The sequence below is a fragment of the Pseudomonas sp. D4-21 genome (assembly GCF_051132125.1).
GTDB lineage: Bacteria > Pseudomonadota > Gammaproteobacteria > Pseudomonadales > Pseudomonadaceae > Aquipseudomonas.
Genome location: NZ_CP071664.1, coordinates 4226935 through 4243823, shown reverse-complemented (window position 1 = coordinate 4243823; position 16889 = coordinate 4226935). Strand labels below are relative to the sequence as shown.

The following is a 16889-nucleotide window of genomic DNA, read 5'->3' as shown; positions in this document are numbered from 1 at the left end:
GTTGGAAGGGCCTGCAACTTGAGGCTAGGCGGGATTTTTATTGGTTTTTCGGACGCGAGGTCATTTACCTGGGGCGATATTGCTTGATCACCGCGAAGCTTGCCGAGGGGCAAGCTCGCTCGCGCAGAGCAATCCAAGTCTAAAAAAAACGGCGCTTTCCCGTCGGAAAAGCGCCGTTTTTCAAGACATCACAGCTTAGGCAGTAAAGGTCTTGCCTTCGAACTGCTGAGCCACGAACTCCCAGTTCACCAGGTTCCAGAACGCCTCGACGTATTTTGGACGCACGTTACGGTAGTCGATGTAGTAGGCGTGCTCCCAGACGTCGCAGGTCAGCAGCGGGGTGTCGCCGCTGGTCAGCGGGTTGCCGGCGCCGATGGTGCTGGCCAGGGCCAGGGAACCGTCAGCCTTTTTCACCAGCCAGCCCCAACCGGAACCGAAGGTGCCGATGGACGTCTTGCTGAATTCTTCCTTGAACTTGTCGAACGAACCGAAGGCAGCATTGATGGCTTCAGCCAGCGCGCCGGTAGGTTGGCCGCCGCCGTTAGGCGTCAGGCAGTTCCAGTAGAAGGTGTGGTTCCAGACCTGAGCGGCGTTGTTGAAGATACCGCCCGAGGAAGTCTTGACGATTTCTTCCAGGGTCTTGCCTTCGAACTCGGTGCCAGGCACCAGGTTGTTCAGGTTCACGACATAGGTGTTGTGGTGCTTGTCGTGGTGGTATTCCAGCGTTTCTTTGGAGATGTGTGGCGCCAGTGCGTCGTGTGGGTACGGCAGCGGCGGCAATTCGAAAGCCATGGTGATTCTCCTAATCAGGTCAGTTGCGGTGAGCGCAAGGCCGATCACGGGCGGCCAGACTAGCGCCGGGGAGTTTGTACTCTTTGCGGCGCAGGAGTCGGATCATAGCACCGGGGGTGCGGCATAACCACGCAACAACTGTGTGGAATAGAGGTTCCAGAGCGGTTTGGAATATCAGCCCGACACGATCAGTTGCGCTGCTACCGTGAACATCATCACGGCCACCAGCAGGTCCAGGACGCGCCAGGTCGCAGGGCGGGCCAGCCAGGGAGCGAGCCACGCGGCACCCAGGGCCAACGTGGAAAACCACAGCAGCGAAGCACTGGCCGCGCCCACGACGTAGGCGCCAGGCACGCTCTGCTGGGCACCGAGAGAGCCGATCAGCAACACGGTGTCGAGGTAGACGTGAGGGTTGAGCAGCGTGACCGCCAGCGCGCTCAGCAGCACGGTTCGCAGAGACCGCGCGACCTGCTTTTCATCCCGCTCCAGACTTTGCCTCGAACAGGCCCGACGCAGCGCCTGGCTGCCGTACCAAAGCAAGAACGCAGCGCCGCCCCAGCGAGCGATCGAAAGCAACAATGGGCTCTGGGCCAGCAGCGTTGCCAGGCCGAACACCCCGGCGGCGACCAACAGCGCATCACAGGCGATGCACAGCGCAGCCACCGGCAGGTGATGCTCGCGGCGCAGGCTCTGGGCCAGCACGAACGCGTTCTGCGCGCCGATCGCCATGATCAACCCAAGGGCCACCAGCAGCCCGTTTACATAGCTTTGCCACATAACGTTGTCACTCCAGGAGTTCGCAAATTGCTGGCCATTCTCCGGGGTGCGGGGGTATAAGAAAAACAAATCATGCTGATCGGCCATAAGGAAAACTGATGTTCGATTACAAACTGCTTTCCGCCCTGGCGAGCGTTGTCGAGCAAGCTGGCTTCGAGCGAGCCGCGCAGGTGCTGGGATTGTCGCAATCGGCCATCTCCCAGCGGATAAAGCTACTCGAAGCGCGGGTCGGCCAGCCCGTGCTGGTGCGCGCCACGCCTCCGACGCCCACGGAAATCGGCCGTCGCCTGCTCAACCATGTACAACAGGTGCGTTTGCTGGAGCGCGACCTGCAAAGCCTGGTACCGGCGCTGGACGAAGAGGGCCTGCCGGAGCGCCTGCGCATTGCGCTGAACGCCGACAGCCTGGCCACATGGTGGGCCAGCGCGGTGGGGACATTCTGTGCCGAGCAGCATGTGTTGCTCGATTTAGTGGTGGAGGACCAGACCGTAGGCCTCAAGCGCATGCGCGCCGGAGAGGTCGCCGCTTGTCTTTGCGCCAGTGAACGCCCGGTGGCCGGCGCCCGCAGCGTGTTGCTGGGGGCCATGCGCTACCGGGCGCTCGCCAGCCCCGCCTTCATTGCCCGGCATTTCCCCGGCGGGGTGCGCGCCGATCTACTGGCTCGCACACCTGCCCTGGTGTTCGGGCCGGATGATTTCCTGCAACACCGGTATCTCGCTTCCCTCGGCGTCGAAGGCGGATTCGAACACCATTTATGTCCATCATCCGAAGGTTTCCTTCGCCTTATCGAGGCGGGGCTTGGCTGGGGGCTAGTGCCCGAGCTGCAAGTTCGCGATGCACTGGAAAGAGGCGAACTGGTGGAATTACTCGCAGATAAGCCGATTGACGTGCCGCTGTACTGGCATCATTGGCGCAATGGTGGGCAGCTGCTCGGTTTGTTGACCGAGCAGCTGGTCGCAGCGGCAGGCAGCACGCTGCATGGGGTGAACTGATGCAGCTGGCTTGTGGCACGAAACTGATTTAGGAGCATTTCATGAAAATTCTGGTCACCGGCGCAAGCGGCTTCATTGGCGGACGCTTTGCGCGTTTCGCCCTGGAGCAAGGCCTGGATGTTCGGGTCAATGGCCGCCGGCCTGAAAACGTCCAGCACCTGGTGACGCGCGGCGCCGAGTTCATCGAGGGCGATCTGGGCGACCCGATGTTGGCCCGGGACCTGTGTCGCGATGTCGACGCCGTGGTGCATTGCGCCGGCTCGGTGGGGTTATGGGGACGCTACCAGGACTTTCACCAAGGCAATGTCCAGCTCACCGAGAACATCGTCGAGGCTTGTCTGAAGCAAAAGGTCCGGCGACTGGTTCACCTTTCTTCGCCCTCGATCTACTTCGATGGTCGTGACCACTTGGGATTGACCGAAGAACAGGTGCCCAAACGTTTCAAGCATCCCTACGCTGCCACCAAATACCTGGCCGAACAGAAAGTCTTCGGTGCTCAGGAGTTCGGTTTGGAAGTGCTGGCCCTGCGCCCGCGATTCGTCACCGGTGCCGGCGACATGAGCATTTTCCCGCGGCTGCTTAAAATGCAGCGCAAGGGACGCCTGGCGATTGTTGGCAACGGCTTGAACAAAGTGGATTTCACCAGCGTACAGAACCTCAACGAAGCGCTGCTCAGCAGCCTGCTGGCCACCGATTCGGCCTTGGGCAAGGCTTATAACATCAGCAATGGCGCGCCTGTCCCACTGTGGGATGTGGTCAATTATGTGATGCGGCAGATGGAAGTCCCGCAGGTCAGGCGTTACCGCTCCTATGGACTGGCCTACAGCGTTGCGGCCATGAACGAAGGTCTTTGCGCAATCTGGCCCGGACGGCCTGAACCGACGCTGTCACGCCTGGGCATGCAGGTGATGAGCAGGAATTTCACCCTGGATATCGACCGGGCACGGCACTGTCTGGATTATGATCCGAAGGTCAGCCTCTGGGCCGCCCTCGATGAATTCTGCGCCTGGTGGCGCGTCCAGCATGGCCGCTGATCGCCCCGTCATGAACCGAGTGCCCGGTTCGGGGTCAATGGGTGCGGCGGGCGAGGGGGTTATACTCGCCGCATCGAGTCACCACCGATTTCCCAAAGGTTGAACCCATGCCCATGCGTAACGATGCCAACGACGACTTCGACGATGTACCGAGCCTGCGGATGCGGGCGGACATCCCCGATGACGATGACTTCCTGAGCAATCGCCCGCCCCACGTGCAGGCGCGTCCGGCGTCCGTTGCGGCGGCGAAGGTCAAGGCACCGAGCACCGGGCCGCTGTGGGCCTTGGTCGGAGCCTTGCTGTGCGCGCTGGCCTTCCTGGCGTGGTGGAGTTTCCAGCAGATTTCCCTGATGGAACAGCAATTGGTGGCCACCCAGGAAAGCTTCGCCCGCATCAGCGAGGATGCGGCCGGGCGCTTGCAGGACATTTCCGGCAAGGTGGTCGCCGGACAGTCCAATGTCATGAGCGACAGTGAAGCCTTGAAACTGCAGATCAGACAGTTGGAAAACAAGATGCAAGAGCAGGGCCGCCAATTCGACGGCAAGCTGCAGGAACAATATAAAGCGCTGCAAGGCGCCTTCGGCCCGTCCGCCGACCTGGACACGCAACTGGCCAAGATGATCACCCAGGCTTCGCAGCAGGAAAACACCAACACCCAGCTGCAAGCGGCCAACAAGGAACTCCAGGCTCAGGTCAAGGCGTTGGCGGCGGAAGTGTCGGCCTTGAAGAACCAAGGCGAGGGTGGTGCCCTGGATGCCCAGCTCAAGAGCATCGGTGCGGACATCACGGCTTTGAAACGAGCCACTTCCAACTCGGCCATCGAGCGTTTGGAGCAGGACATGGTCGTGCTCAAGAGCCAACAGGAAAACCGTTCCGGCAATACCGCCGAATTCGATGCCTTCCGCGGCCAGGTCACCCGCAACATCAACACCTTGCAATCGCAGATCCAGTACCTGCAACAGCAACTGAGCAACCGATCTCAGTAACGAACCCTGTGGGAGCGAGCGTGCTCGCCCCCACACGGAAACGAAAGCCCAGCCGAAATTACCCCGCCACCAGCACCCGAATTGCCTCCAACCGCAACGCAGCCTTCTCCAACATCGCCAACCCTTGCTCACGCTGCTGGCGCAAAGCCTCCAGCTCGCTGTCCCGCACGGTTGGGTTGACCGCTTGCAACGCGGTCAAGCGTGCCAGCTCTTCTTCGGTATCAGCCGCCAGGCGACGTTGGGCCTCGGCCACGCGCTCGGCATGGCGTGGGATGATTTTCTGTTCGCCGGCATTGATCCGCGGCGCGAGTTGGTCGCGCTGGGCCTGGATGAATTTGTTGGCGCTGGCGCGTGGCACGCTTTCGAGCTGGTCGTTCAGGGTTTCGAAAGAGACCCGGGCCGCCAGGTCGTTGCCGTTGGCGTCCAGCAGGCAGCGCAGGGCCGCTGGTGGCAGGTAGCGGCCCAGCTGCAGCGAACGCGGGGCGACCACTTCGCTGACATAGAGCAGTTCCAGCAGCACGGTGCCGGGTTTGAGTGCCTTGTTCTTGATCAGCGCCACGGCCGTGTTGCCCATGGAGCCCGACAGCACCAGGTCCATGCCGCCTTGCACCATCGGGTGCTCCCAGGTGATGAATTGCATGTCCTCGCGAGACAGCGCCTGGTTGCGGTCGTAGGTGATGGTCACGCCTTCGTCGTCGCCCAAGGGGAAACTGGCGTCGAGCATTTTCTCGCTCGGCTTGAGGATCAGCGCGTTGTCTGAATGGTCCTCGCTGTCGATACCGAAGGCGTCGAACAAGGTCTCCATGTAGATCGGCAGGGCAAACTGGTCATCCTGTTCGAGAATGGCTTCCACCAGCGCATCACCTTCACCCGCGCCGCCGGAATTGAGCTCCAGCAGGCGATCGCGGCCGGTATGCAGCTCGGCTTCCAGGCGCTCGCGCTCCACGCGGGCCTCGTCGATCAGCGCTTGCCAGTCGCCATCGTCGGCTTCTTCGAGCAATGGCAGCAGGCGCGGGCCGAATTGATGCTGCAAGGCGTTGCCGGTCGGGCAGGTGTTGAGAAACGCGTTCAGGGCTTCGTGATACCACTGGAACAGCCGGGCCTGCGGGCTGGTTTCCAGGTAGGGCACGTGCAGCTCGATGGTGTGTTTCTGGCCGATCCGGTCCAGGCGGCCGATCCGTTGTTCCAGCAGGTCCGGGTGCGATGGCAGGTCGAACAGCACCAGGTGATGGGCAAACTGGAAGTTACGACCTTCGCTGCCGATTTCCGAGCAGATCAGCACCTGGGCGCCAAACTCTTCATCAGCGAAGTAAGCGGCCGCGCGGTCGCGCTCCAGAATGTTCATGCCTTCGTGGAACACCGTGGCAGGGATGCCAGAGCGCACGCGCAGGGCGTCTTCCAGGTCCATGGCGGTTTCCGCGTGGGCGCAGATCACCAGGACCTTGGTGCGCTTGAGCATTTTCAACTGGTCGATCAGCCATTCGACGCGCGGGTCGAATTTCCACCAGCGCTCTTCTTCGCTGGCGTCCGGCTGGGCCTGGAAGCTGACTTCCGGGTACAGCTCGGCATGATCGCCCAGCGGCAGTTCCAGGTATTCGTCCGGGCATGGCAAAGGATAAGCGTGCAGCTTGCGCTCCGGGAAGCCTTGCACGGCGGCGCGGGTATTGCGGAACAGCACGCGGCCAGTGCCATGTCGGTCGAGCAATTCACGAACCAGGCGGGCGCTGGCTTCGATGTCGCCATCGTTGACAGCCGTCAGCAGCGCTTCGCCCTCGTTACCCAGGAAACCGTGGATGGTCTGGTGGGCTTCGGGCGACAGGCGCCCTTTGTCCAACAACTCCTGGACGGCTTCGGCGACCGGGCGATAGTTCTCGCTTTCGGCACGGAAGGCCTGCAAATCATGGAAACGGTTCGGGTCCAGCAGGCGCAGACGGGCGAAGTGGCTGTCCTGTCCCAGTTGCTCAGGTGTCGCGGTCAGCAGCAGTACGCCGGGAATGGTTTCGGCAAGTTGCTCCACCAGCGCGTATTGAGGGCTGACATGGTCTTCGTGCCACACCAGGTGATGGGCTTCGTCGACAACCATCAGGTCCCATCCGGCGGCAAACAGCGCGTCCTGGGCCTTCTCGTCGTCTACCAGCCATTCCAGCGCCACCAGCGCCAGTTGGGTGTCTTCGAAGGGGTTGCTGGCATCGCTTTCAATGAAGCGTTCTTCGTCGAACAGCGCCACCTGCAGGTTGAAGCGCCGGCGCATTTCCACCAGCCACTGGTGCTGGAGGTTTTCCGGGACCAGGATCAGGATGCGGCTGGCGCGCCCGGAAAGCAGTTGGCGGTGGATGATGAGGCCGGCTTCGATGGTCTTGCCCAGGCCCACTTCGTCTGCCAGCAGTACCCGTGGCGCAATGCGGTCAGCCACTTCACGGGCGATGTGCAGTTGGTGGGCGATCGGTTGGGCGCGGACGCCACCCAGGCCCCAAAGCGGGGACTGCAATTGGCGGCTGGTATGTTCCAGCGTGTGGTAGCGCAGGGAAAACCAGGCCAGTGGGTCGATCTGGCCGGCGAACAGGCGGTCGCTGGCCAAGCGGAACTGGATGAAGTTCGACAGCTGGGTTTCGGGCAGCGTGACGACTTCGTTCTGGCCGTCAAGGCCGTGGTAGACCAACAGTCCATCGACGTCGTCGACTTCGCGCACGGTCATTTTCCAGCCTTCGAAGTGAGTGATCACGTCGCCCGGCGAAAACCGTACGCGGGTCAAGGGCGCATTCCGTAGCGCGTACTGGCGAGTGTCGCCAGTGGCCGGATAGAGCACGGTCAACAAGCGGCCGTCCTGTGCCAGAACGGTGCCTAAACCCAGCTCGGCTTCGCTGTCACTGATCCAGCGTTGCCCCGGTTGATACTGCTGCGCCATGCTGCCTGACTCCCGCCGTGAAAAAGCCGGCTATCTTAACGGAATGAGCCGCCAGACCAAAGGATTTACGCACATCTGCCAGGCCTCGCGTGGGCGTTCCCCGTCAACCTGGCCAAGGGAACTTAAACGGGTTGCGCGATCAAACAAGCTTGTGGGCTGGCAGGGCGCAATGCCAACCAGGTCACAAGTTTCGGACCAGCGGTTCAAGCTGTCCCCGCCACAGCCGACAACCTGAAGACAGGAGACCTTTATGTTGCCACCCATGCTTCCCTTGAGCGCCGTACCCGTTACCGCGCAGCAGGATCCTATCCGGCCGCGACCGGATATTCCGCCCGTGGTCCCTGTTCAGGAAAGCTCCAGCGAAAGCACCATCGACCTGCAAAAGCGCGATCCTGAAGAAACCGCGTTGTTGCTGCGCGAGGAACAGCGCCGCCAGCAGGAGCGTGAAAGGCGTCGCCGTGAAGCCGATGAAGACCCCGACGAACATTTGGCGGTGCCGGGCACCGAGCTGAACGCCGACAACACCGTACCGGTCGTACCGCTGGTGGAAGGGGAGTCGCGCCAAGGCCTGTGGGTCGATATCCAGATCTGATCCAAGCCCGCCGAGACGGCCGGGCTGGTCAACGCAGGAAGCAGCCCGCATCATGGGCGCATCCGAACTCACCGTATGATGCCGACACACCATGAGCCAAGAAGACAAGCTGATTGACCTGGGCGCTGAGCGCGCCAAGCGCGTTCACGACCTCAACGAAAAACGCCTCAATGAAGTTCGCCAGGCTTTCGAGCAGGCCATGCCGCTGGGCAAGCCAAAGAAAAAACCGAAAAACAAACCGAAAAAGCGCTGAGCTCCCCTCGATTCATTGATCCAAATCAATTATTCCCTCTTCATTTCGCTCCGTCGCGAGCGGTATTGATTCCGGTCAATTTTCATCCGGGCCCGATTGGTTAACTTGGCTCCAACGAAACAGGGGCAAGACCAGGAGGCCAGTCATGTTTATCGATAATGTGGTGTTTGCCGGTGTGTTGACGGTCGGCCTCATGTTCGTGTTTTTCGCAGGTTTTGGATTATTCATCTGGAAAGATGCGCACAAGCGCAAGAAGCCGTAGGCCTTTTCAGCGACAACGAGCACGCAAGGCATTTTGGGCGACTTCGGTCGCCCTTTTTTTTGGCAAATGTTCCGGTTTCACATAAAACCATTTTGGGAGCGTGCTTGCTCGCAATAGCGGTATGCCTGTAGATACCTGTGTTGGCTAACCCACCGCCATCGCGAGCAAGCTCGCTCCCACAGGTGGCTGGGCATGAAAAAAGGTGCGAACCGCAAGGAACGCACCTTTTTTCATAACTGCCAGAGACTCAGCCGCTGATGGCCTTGGACGCCAGCCAGAACAGCGCCGCCGACAGGGCCACCGTTGCCGGCAAGGTCAGCACCCAGGCCAGCAGGATGGTCTTCACCGTGCCGCCTTGCAGGCCGCTCTTGTTGGCGACCATGGTGCCCGCCACGCCGGAAGACAGTACATGGGTGGTGGAAACCGGCAGGCTGAAGACGTTCGCCGCGCCAATCATGCAAGCGGTGGTGATCTGGGCCGACATGCCTTGGGCATAGGTCATGCCTTGCTTGCCGATCTTCTCGCCGATGGTCAGAACCACGCGTTTCCAGCCAACCATGGTGCCCAGGCCCAGCGCCAGGGCAACCGCCAGGATCACCCAGAACGGCGCGTATTCGGTGGTCGCGGTCAGGTCCTTGCGCAGCTTGTTCAGGTCGTCTTTCTCACGAGCCGCCAAACCCGGCAGCTTGCCGACCTTTTTCGCCGTGTCGTCCAGGCAGAGCAGGTAGCGACGCACTTCGATACGGCTTTCCGAAGGCAGCGAGTGGTAGTCCGCCACGCCTTTGAGCGTATCGAGCAGCGCGTTGATGGTCGGTTCGGTCTGTTGCGGGTTGCAACGGAATTTCTCCGGCAGATCGCCTTCGACACTCTTGCCCAAGGCCAGGAATTCGCCGAGGGATTCACTGTTGCGCTTGTAGAACTGGCTCAAGTGCAGGGTCGCGTCGCGGGTACGCTCGATCTGGTAGGTCGTGCTGTTCAGGTCGAGTACGAACTGCGCGGGGACGATCCCGATCAGCACCAGCATGATCAGGCCGATGCCTTTCTGGCCGTCGTTGGAACCGTGGACGAAGCTGACGGCCATGGCGGAAATCACCAGCACCAGGCGGTTCCAGAATGGCGGGTGTTTCTTGTCGTCGATCTTGCGGCGCTGTTCCGGCGTCTTGTGCATCTTCGACAACGGACGCCACCATTTCAGGCCGATCAACACCAGGGCGGCGATCAGGAAGCCGGCCATGGGCGAGAACACCAGGGAAGCACCGATGTCGATTGCCTTCTGCCAATTCACGCCATCGCGCAGCGCAATGTCATTGATCAATGCGTTGGCCAGGCCGACGCCAAGGATCGAGCCGATCAGGGTGTGGGAGCTGGAAGCCGGGATACCGAAGTACCACGTGCCCAGGTTCCAGGTGATGGCCGCCGCAAGCAGTGAGAACACCATGGCCAACCCGTGGCCGGTGTTCACGTTGATCAACAGTTCCACGGGCAGCAAGTGCACGATGGCATACGCCACCCCCACACCGCCCAGCAACACGCCGAGGAAATTGAACACACCGGAAAAGAACACCGCCAGGTGAGGCGGCATGGCTTTGGTGTAGATAACAGTGGCAACCGCGTTAGCGGTGTCATGAAAGCCGTTGATGAACTCGAAGGCGAGGACAAAAGCCAGGGCGAGCAAGAGGCTCACGAGCACCCAAGCATCCAGTCCGCTGAATAAATCGATCATGAAGGTTTTCTGACCCGGTCATAAGGGGGCGCGATTATGCCAGAAAACCTCGCAAATCGATGCATTGCCTGCTCATCGGTAACAATCTTCTGCTAAGCGACCGGGGTGCAGGCTGTCTTTTTCGAGGGGCGCCACGAGGCTGCAAGCCTTTGTTTACAAGGATGAAAGCTCTGTTGGCGTGTTCGCCTCGCGCCGGGATCGTCGGAAAAAAAAATCTGAAGGACGAGCAGTCGTTACGGTTACCCGACCGATGGCTGGTGAGTTGAAGCGGCCCGCTTTTGGCGGGCGTCCGCTGCCGTGTCCGGCCTGGGTGGCGACCGGACACGGCCCGTAACAACATCAAGTGCGCGACGTCATCCTTCTTCGGACTTGAGCTCTTTTTCCATCTTTTGAAGTTCCTGGCTGAAAGCCTGGTCCTGGACGGTGGCGCGTTTGCGCCAAGGTTTGCGTTCCGGTTCGGGTTGCGCGGCGTAGGTGGTGATTTCCCCGCCGTAGACTTCCTTGTAACGTTGTTCCTGGCGCTCAAGTTCCGCGCGCAGTTCTTCTTTCGTCACAGTATTACCTAATGAATTGAAAATTAATCTGGTGATACGCACTGCATGCAGTCATGCAGACGGCCACGGCACCAGAGCTGACAGCTGACGTAGCATCAGGGCTTCGGGTTATTGCCGACACAGAGGAAGCGGTCATCGATGCTTCACGCACCGGTTGCCGACATGACAGTTAGAACTGTCGTGCCCGCGGACGGGGACTGGCCGATTGGCCGCGCCGTCACTGAGCGCATTATAGCGGTCCATCTGAATAACACTATCGCTAAAGTTAAAACGTTCGGTTGCCTTGTGTGAACCAATGTTTGTATGTGCAAGTTGTGTCAACAGAGTTTCAAGACGTACCACAAGTTCAATATTGAGCCTCGTTTGTTGCAACCCGTCACGGCCCATCTTTGTTATTTCCATACCCGAGTGGGCGATATCAGGAGCATGGCCAGATGAAGAGCTGATGCATGGATTGCGATTATCGGTCGCCAGTTCGATAATCGAACGGTCTTGATCGCCAGGTGCTTGTCTGTCGGCCGGGCAGCCGCTTGTAATAGTCGTCAATTTCCGAGGACCTGACATGAACGACCAATTGCGCAATGCCTTTACGTCAGTCGCGCCACCGATCGTCGCCTCGCCGGCCAAGCGGATCCAGGCCATGACGGGTGACCCGGATTTCATGACCTCGCTGGCCCGGGGCCTTGCCGTGGTCCAGGCTTTCCAGGAGCGCAAGCGGCACCTGACCATCGCGCAGATCAGCCATCGCACGGAAATCCCCCGCGCCGCCGTCCGCCGTTGCCTGTATACCTTGATCAAGCTCGGCTATGCGACCACCGATGGGCGTACCTATTCGTTGCTGCCCAAAGTGCTGACGCTGGGCCACGCCTATTTGTCATCGACGCCGCTGGCCGTGTCCGCCCAGCCTTATCTGGACCGCATGAGCGAACAGCTGCACGAGGCCTGCAACATGGCCACGCTCGAAGGCGACGATATCCTCTACATCGCCCGGTCGGCGACCACCCAGCGGCTGATTTCCGTGGACCTGTCCGTCGGCGGCCGCCTGCCGGCGTATTGCACGTCCATGGGCAGGATCCTGCTGGCGGCCCTGGACGACGCTTCGCTGCGAGATTACCTCGACCATGCCGACCTTCAGGCCAAGACCAGCAGGACCCTGCATACGCCCGAGGCGCTGCTTGAATGCTTGCATCAGGTCCGGCAGCAAGGGTGGTGCATCGTCGATCAGGAGTTGGAGCAGGGGCTGCGCTCAATTGCCGTGCCGGTCTATGACGCGTCGGGTCAAGTAGTCGCGGCCCTGAATGTCAGCACGCATGCCGGGCGGGTCAGCCGCAATGAGTTGGAGCAACGTTTCCTGCCAGGTCTGCTGGGGGCCAGCCGCGACTTGAGCGCACAGTTGTTTTCTTAAGCTGTTCGATAAACGCACACACTCGGCTGCGATGAATTGACGGTATTTGCCCGGCCTCATTAATGTCGCGCAGCGTCATCTGGCGTCTCTTGCGTGGAATAAAAATAAAATGAATCAGCCCCAGACTTCCGTAGGCACCTGCCTCGATGTGCAGTCCTTCATCAACGCTCAACCGATCTCACGCTATCAGTGGCGCGTGGTCATTCTCTGTTTCCTGATCGTTTTCCTTGATGGCCTCGATACCGCGGCCATGGGTTTCATCGCGCCGGCCTTGTCCCAGGATTGGGGCATCGACCGGGCCAGCCTTGGCCCGGTCATGAGTGCCGCGCTGATCGGCATGGTCTTCGGCGCCCTGGGCTCCGGCCCGTTGGCCGATCGCTTTGGACGAAAACTCGTATTGGTCGGCGCGGTCGTGTTGTTTGGCGCGTTCAGCCTGGCCTCGGCGTTCTGTACCAATGTCGATCAATTGCTGGTGCTGCGCTTCCTGACCGGCCTGGGATTGGGCGCCGGCATGCCGAACGCCACCACTCTGCTGTCGGAATACACCCCGGAGCGCAAGAAATCCCTGCTGGTGACCAGCATGTTCTGTGGCTTCAACCTCGGCATGGCCGGCGGCGGGTTCATCTCGGCCAAGTTGATCCCGGCATTTGGCTGGCACAGCCTCCTGCTGATTGGCGGCGTTCTGCCGCTGATACTCGCGGTCGTGCTGGTGTTCTGGTTGCCGGAGTCCGCGCGTTACCTGGTTGTGCGTAACCGTGGCACCGACAAAGTGCGCAAGACCCTGGCGCCGATTGACCCAACGACTATCGCCCAGGCGTCCAGCTTCAGCGTGCCGGAGCAGACAACCGTGAAGGCGCGCAACGTGCTGGCGGTGATTTTCTCGGGCACTTACAGCGCCGGCACTTTGTTGCTGTGGCTAACGTATTTCATGGGCCTGGTGATCGTTTATCTCCTGACCAGTTGGTTGCCGACCCTGATGCGTGACAGCGGCGCGAGCATGGAGCAGGCGGCGTTCATCGGCGCGCTGTTCCAGTTCGGTGGGGTATTGAGCGCCGTTGGCGTGGGCTGGGCGATGGATCGGTTCAATCCGCACAAGGTCATCGGCATTTTCTATCTGTTGGCAGGGCTGTTTGCCTATGCGGTAGGGCAGAGTCTGGGCAACATCACCCTGCTTGCCACCTTGGTGCTGGTGGCGGGCATGTGCGTCAACGGCGCCCAATCGGCGATGCCGTCCCTGGCGGCGCGCTTCTACCCGACCCAGGGCCGGGCCACCGGTGTTTCCTGGATGCTGGGCATAGGTCGCTTCGGGGCGATTCTCGGGGCCTGGATGGGCGCGACCCTGCTGGGGCTGGGCTGGAACTTCGAACAGGTCCTGACCGCGTTGGTGATCCCGGCGGCCCTGGCGACCGTGGCAGTGGTGATCAAGGGCATGGTCAGCCATGCGGACGCAACCTGAGCCATAGAGTTTGAGCCTGTAAAAGACCTGTGGGAGCGCGCTTGCTCGCGATGGCGGTGGGTCAGTCAACATTGATGCAAGTTGATACGTCGCTATCGCGAGCGAGCTCGCTCCCACAGGGAATTTGCTGTGTCCTGATAAATAGATAGCCAAGCAACAATCTGTTCGATAAACGAACGCTCTGTCGATTATCGGATTGTTTTGCCCTCATCCCGAAGCTTAATCTTCAGTCATTCCGGCGCCTAATCTCGCGCCTTATTCATGTCGGTCTACTGGAAAACGGGAGCCTGCCCCATGGCTGAAATCCTTTCGCTGCACGATGCGGTGAAGCAGTTCGTCAACGACGGCGATACCGTCGCGCTCGAAGGCTTCACCCACTTGATCCCGACAGCGGCGGGTCATGAAATCATCCGTCAGGGCAAGAAAGACCTGACGCTGGTGCGCATGACGCCCGACCTGATCTATGACCAGTTGATCGGAGCCGGTTGTGCTCGCAAGCTGATTTTCTCCTGGGGCGGCAACCCTGGCGTGGGCTCGTTGCACCGGTTGCGTGACGCAGTGGAAAAGCAATGGCCGCATCCGCTGGAAATCGAGGAGCACAGCCACGCAGACCTGGCCAATGCCTACGTTGCCGGTGCCTCCGGCCTACCGTTCGCGGTGCTGCGGGCCTACGCGGGTTCCGACCTGCCGAAGGTCAACCCGCTCATCAAGAGCGTGACCTGTCCCTTTACCGGTGAGGTGTTGGCCGCCGTGCCTTCGGTGCGCCCGGACGTCACGGTGATCCACGCTCAGAAAGCCGACCGCAAAGGAAACGTGCTGCTGTGGGGCATCCTCGGCGTGCAGAAAGAAGCCGCCCTGGCCGCCAAGCGCTGCATCGTCACCGTGGAAGAAATCGTCGATGACCTGAATGCGCCGATGAACGCCTGCGTGCTGCCGACCTGGGCGTTGAGCGCCGTGTGCCATGTGCCCGGCGGCGCCCATCCGTCCTACGCCCACGGTTATACCGAGCGAGATAATCGTTTCTACCAAGCGTGGGACCCCATCGCCCGGGATCGCGATACGTTTAGCGCTTGGATCGACGAATACATTCGCGGCACCCAGGATTTCAGTGAATTCCAGGCCCGGCTCGCAGCCGCTTCGCAGGTGAAACCATGACCTATTCCACCAATGAGATGATGACGGTCGCGGCGGCGCGGCGGTTGAAGAACAATGCCGTGTGCTTCGTGGGCATCGGTTTGCCGTCGAAAGCGGCCAATCTGGCACGGCTGACTTCGTCACCCGATGTAGTGCTGATCTACGAGTCCGGTCCGATCGGTGCCAAGCCCAGCGTATTGCCGCTGTCCATCGGCGACGGTGAGCTGGCGGAAACCGCGGACACTGTCGTACCGACCGGTGAGATTTTCCGCTACTGGCTGCAAGGGGGGCGTATCGACGTCGGTTTCCTCGGTGCGGCCCAGGTCGACCGTTTCGGCAATATCAACACCACGGTGGTGGGTGACTACCATCAGCCGAAAGTCCGCCTGCCCGGCGCGGGTGGCGCGCCGGAAATTGCCGGTTCCGCCGAGAGTGTGCTGATCATCCTCAAGCAGTCGGCCCGTTCGTTTGTCGACAAGCTGGATTTCATCACCTCGGTCGGTCACGGCGAAGGTGGCGATTCGCGCAAGCGCCTTGGCTTGCCGGGTGCCGGGCCGGTGGGGATTATCACTGACCTGTGCATCATGGAGCCGGAAGCCGGCAGTCATGAATTCGTGGTCACCTCGCTGCACCCTGGCGTGACTCGCGAGCAAGTGATCGCGGCCACCGGGTGGGCGATCCGCTTCGCTGACCAGGTGCAGACCACCGCCGAGCCGACCGAGGTGGAGCTGCGCGCACTGCGTGACCTTGAGGCCCGCACTGCGGCGGCCCACGGGCAGACACCGGGAGAAGCCTGATGCGCGACGTTTTTATCTGTGATGCGATTCGAACCCCCATCGGCCGGTTCGGCGGCAGCCTGGCCGCCGTGCGTGCCGATGATCTGGCGGCCGTGCCGATCAAGGCATTGATGGAGCGCAACCCATCCGTGGACTGGAATGCAGTGGACGAGGTATTCCTCGGCTGCGCCAACCAGGCCGGCGAGGACAACCGCAACGTCGCGCGCATGGCGCTGCTGTTGGCGGGCCTCCCTGAAAGTGTTCCTGGCGTGACCCTCAACCGCCTCTGCGCTTCGGGCATGGATGCTATCGGGACCGCGTTCCGCGCCATCGCCAGCGGCGAGATGGAACTGGCGATTGCTGGCGGCGTGGAGTCGATGTCCCGTGCGCCGTTCGTGATGGGCAAGGCCGACGCGGCGTTTTCCCGCAACATGAAACTGGAAGACACCACCATCGGCTGGCGCTTCATCAACCCTTTGATGAAAGCCCAGTACGGCGTGGACGCGATGCCGCAGACGGCGGATAACGTGGCCGACGACCATGTTGTCTCCCGCGCCGACCAGGACGCCTTCGCCGTGCGCAGCCAGCAGCGGGCGGCAGCGGCCCAGGCGGCCGGTTTTTTTGCCGAGGAAATCGTGCCGGTGCGCATCGCCCACAAAAAAGGTGAAACCGTGGTCGAGCAGGACGAGCATCCACGGGCTGACACCACGCTGGAGACCCTGAGCAAGCTCAAGCCGGTCAACGGCGCGGACAAAACCGTCACCGCCGGCAACGCCTCGGGTGTGAATGACGGCGCGGCCGCGATGATCCTGGCGTCTGCAGAGGCGGTTAAAAAACATGGCCTGACGCCTCGGGGCAAAGTGCTGGGCATGGCCAGTGCCGGGGTGGCGCCCCGGGTGATGGGCATCGGCCCGGTGCCAGCGGTGCGCAAGCTCACCGAGCGCCTGGGAATGGCCGTCGCCGATTTTGACGTGATCGAGCTTAACGAAGCCTTTGCCAGCCAAGGCTTGGCGGTACTTCGGGACTTGGGGCTGGCGGACGATGCGCCGCAAGTCAACCCGAACGGTGGCGCCATCGCCCTGGGCCACCCGCTGGGCATGAGCGGGGCACGGTTGGTGCTGACCGCGTTACATCATCTGGAAAAGACCGGCGGCAAGAAAGGCCTGGCGACCATGTGTGTTGGGGTCGGCCAAGGTCTGGCGCTGGCGATCGAACGCGTCTGACGGTCGTTTCACTAATAAGAAACCG

General features: G+C 61.1%; 17 protein-coding genes. 11 read left to right on the top strand and 6 right to left on the bottom strand.

Annotated features, from left to right (window positions below):
* Positions 1–195: 195 nt before the first annotated feature.
* Both J3Q04_RS18910 and J3Q04_RS18905 read right to left on the bottom strand, forming a co-directional pair.
* Entirely contained in the window at positions 196–792 is a 597-nt protein-coding gene (locus J3Q04_RS18910; RefSeq protein WP_420764427.1) for a superoxide dismutase, read from the bottom strand.
* Between the two features lie 174 nt (positions 793–966).
* Positions 967–1569 carry a LysE/ArgO family amino acid transporter gene (locus J3Q04_RS18905; RefSeq protein WP_434562704.1) on the bottom strand — a complete coding sequence of 201 codons (603 nt, stop codon included), beginning with the start codon at positions 1567–1569 and terminating at the stop codon, positions 967–969.
* A gap of 98 nt (positions 1570–1667) precedes the next feature.
* Here J3Q04_RS18905 and J3Q04_RS18900 point away from each other — a divergent pair, with 98 nt between their 5' ends.
* The 3 genes from J3Q04_RS18900 to J3Q04_RS18890 all read left to right on the top strand — a co-directional run bounded on the left by J3Q04_RS18900 (position 1668) and on the right by J3Q04_RS18890 (position 4581).
* Positions 1668–2561 (top strand): LysR family transcriptional regulator ArgP, encoded by an 894-nt coding sequence (locus J3Q04_RS18900; protein ID WP_420764429.1) that lies wholly within the window; start codon positions 1668–1670, stop codon positions 2559–2561.
* 41 nt (positions 2562–2602) lie between these two features.
* Positions 2603–3595, top strand: coding sequence for an NAD-dependent epimerase/dehydratase family protein (locus J3Q04_RS18895; protein WP_420764430.1), 993 nt, complete (start codon positions 2603–2605; stop codon positions 3593–3595).
* A gap of 107 nt (positions 3596–3702) precedes the next feature.
* A complete protein-coding gene (locus tag J3Q04_RS18890) occupies positions 3703–4581 on the top strand; it encodes an ATPase (RefSeq protein WP_434610010.1) in 879 nt (292 codons plus the stop codon).
* 58 nt (positions 4582–4639) lie between these two features.
* Here J3Q04_RS18890 and rapA read toward each other — a convergent pair whose 3' ends face one another.
* The gene (gene rapA, locus J3Q04_RS18885) at positions 4640–7486 is read right to left on the bottom strand and encodes an RNA polymerase-associated protein RapA (protein WP_420764432.1); all 2847 of its coding nucleotides are present in this window, start codon (positions 7484–7486) and stop codon (positions 4640–4642) included.
* A 250-nt stretch (positions 7487–7736) separates the two neighbouring features.
* On the opposite strand from rapA, the gene J3Q04_RS18880 reads away from it, so the two are divergent.
* The 3 genes from J3Q04_RS18880 (at position 7737) to ccoM (ending at position 8593) form a co-directional block, all read left to right on the top strand.
* Entirely contained in the window at positions 7737–8078 is a 342-nt protein-coding gene (locus tag J3Q04_RS18880; protein WP_420764433.1) for an aspartate-semialdehyde dehydrogenase, read from the top strand.
* A 91-nt stretch (positions 8079–8169) separates the two neighbouring features.
* Positions 8170–8331 carry a hypothetical protein gene (locus J3Q04_RS18875; RefSeq protein WP_305496283.1) on the top strand — a complete coding sequence of 54 codons (162 nt, stop codon included), beginning with the start codon at positions 8170–8172 and terminating at the stop codon, positions 8329–8331.
* A 145-nt stretch (positions 8332–8476) separates the two neighbouring features.
* Positions 8477–8593, top strand: a complete 117-nt coding sequence (ccoM, locus tag J3Q04_RS18870) for a cytochrome c oxidase subunit CcoM (protein ID WP_030139315.1) — start codon at positions 8477–8479, stop codon at positions 8591–8593.
* A gap of 247 nt (positions 8594–8840) precedes the next feature.
* Here the strand turns inward: ccoM and J3Q04_RS18865 are convergent, their stop codons facing one another.
* The 3 genes from J3Q04_RS18865 to J3Q04_RS18855 all read right to left on the bottom strand — a co-directional run bounded on the left by J3Q04_RS18865 (position 8841) and on the right by J3Q04_RS18855 (position 11416).
* Positions 8841–10316 carry an inorganic phosphate transporter gene (locus tag J3Q04_RS18865; RefSeq protein ID WP_420764435.1) on the bottom strand — a complete coding sequence of 492 codons (1476 nt, stop codon included), beginning with the start codon at positions 10314–10316 and terminating at the stop codon, positions 8841–8843.
* A gap of 353 nt (positions 10317–10669) precedes the next feature.
* The gene (locus J3Q04_RS18860; protein WP_420764436.1) at positions 10670–10870 is read right to left on the bottom strand and encodes a hypothetical protein; all 201 of its coding nucleotides are present in this window, start codon (positions 10868–10870) and stop codon (positions 10670–10672) included.
* A 132-nt stretch (positions 10871–11002) separates the two neighbouring features.
* Complete coding sequence (locus J3Q04_RS18855; RefSeq protein WP_434610013.1) at positions 11003–11416, bottom strand: hypothetical protein; 414 nt, start codon at positions 11414–11416, stop codon at positions 11003–11005.
* 16 nt (positions 11417–11432) lie between these two features.
* On the opposite strand from J3Q04_RS18855, the gene pcaR reads away from it, so the two are divergent.
* The 5 genes from pcaR to pcaF all read left to right on the top strand — a co-directional run bounded on the left by pcaR (position 11433) and on the right by pcaF (position 16864).
* Positions 11433–12275: a pca regulon transcriptional regulator PcaR gene (gene pcaR / locus J3Q04_RS18850; RefSeq protein ID WP_420764438.1), complete on the top strand. Its 843-nt coding sequence runs from the start codon at positions 11433–11435 to the stop codon at positions 12273–12275.
* 109 nt (positions 12276–12384) lie between these two features.
* A complete protein-coding gene (locus J3Q04_RS18845; protein WP_434562714.1) occupies positions 12385–13731 on the top strand; it encodes an MFS transporter in 1347 nt (448 codons plus the stop codon).
* 294 nt (positions 13732–14025) lie between these two features.
* Positions 14026–14886: a CoA transferase subunit A gene (locus J3Q04_RS18840; RefSeq protein ID WP_420764440.1), complete on the top strand. Its 861-nt coding sequence runs from the start codon at positions 14026–14028 to the stop codon at positions 14884–14886.
* Positions 14883–15662 carry a CoA-transferase subunit beta gene (locus tag J3Q04_RS18835; protein WP_434610016.1) on the top strand — a complete coding sequence of 260 codons (780 nt, stop codon included), beginning with the start codon at positions 14883–14885 and terminating at the stop codon, positions 15660–15662. Before J3Q04_RS18840 ends, J3Q04_RS18835 begins: the two co-directional genes overlap by 4 nt.
* Positions 15659–16864 (top strand): 3-oxoadipyl-CoA thiolase, encoded by a 1206-nt coding sequence (gene pcaF, locus J3Q04_RS18830; RefSeq protein ID WP_434611535.1) that lies wholly within the window; start codon positions 15659–15661, stop codon positions 16862–16864. The genes J3Q04_RS18835 and pcaF overlap by 4 nt, the downstream gene beginning before the upstream one ends.
* Positions 16865–16889: the final 25 nt, after the last annotated feature.

Bases quoted from the DNA above. Each gene is read 5' to 3' on its own strand.
- J3Q04_RS18845 (WP_434562714.1), top strand. From the start codon at position 12,385: ATGAATCAGCCCCAGACTTCCGTAGGCACCTGCCTCGATGTGCAGTCC.
- rapA (WP_420764432.1), bottom strand. From the start codon at position 7,486: ATGGCGCAGCAGTATCAACCGGGGCAACGCTGGATCAGTGACAGCGAA.
- J3Q04_RS18910 (WP_420764427.1), bottom strand. From the start codon at position 792: ATGGCTTTCGAATTGCCGCCGCTGCCGTACCCACACGACGCACTGGCG.
- J3Q04_RS18835 (WP_434610016.1), top strand. From the start codon at position 14,883: ATGACCTATTCCACCAATGAGATGATGACGGTCGCGGCGGCGCGGCGG.
- J3Q04_RS18875 (WP_305496283.1), top strand. From the start codon at position 8,170: ATGAGCCAAGAAGACAAGCTGATTGACCTGGGCGCTGAGCGCGCCAAG.
- J3Q04_RS18865 (WP_420764435.1), bottom strand. From the start codon at position 10,316: ATGATCGATTTATTCAGCGGACTGGATGCTTGGGTGCTCGTGAGCCTC.
- J3Q04_RS18905 (WP_434562704.1), bottom strand. From the start codon at position 1,569: ATGTGGCAAAGCTATGTAAACGGGCTGCTGGTGGCCCTTGGGTTGATC.
- J3Q04_RS18890 (WP_434610010.1), top strand. From the start codon at position 3,703: ATGCCCATGCGTAACGATGCCAACGACGACTTCGACGATGTACCGAGC.
- J3Q04_RS18900 (WP_420764429.1), top strand. From the start codon at position 1,668: ATGTTCGATTACAAACTGCTTTCCGCCCTGGCGAGCGTTGTCGAGCAA.
- pcaR (WP_420764438.1), top strand. From the start codon at position 11,433: ATGAACGACCAATTGCGCAATGCCTTTACGTCAGTCGCGCCACCGATC.
- J3Q04_RS18880 (WP_420764433.1), top strand. From the start codon at position 7,737: ATGTTGCCACCCATGCTTCCCTTGAGCGCCGTACCCGTTACCGCGCAG.
- ccoM (WP_030139315.1), top strand. From the start codon at position 8,477: ATGTTTATCGATAATGTGGTGTTTGCCGGTGTGTTGACGGTCGGCCTC.
- J3Q04_RS18840 (WP_420764440.1), top strand. From the start codon at position 14,026: ATGGCTGAAATCCTTTCGCTGCACGATGCGGTGAAGCAGTTCGTCAAC.
- J3Q04_RS18895 (WP_420764430.1), top strand. From the start codon at position 2,603: ATGAAAATTCTGGTCACCGGCGCAAGCGGCTTCATTGGCGGACGCTTT.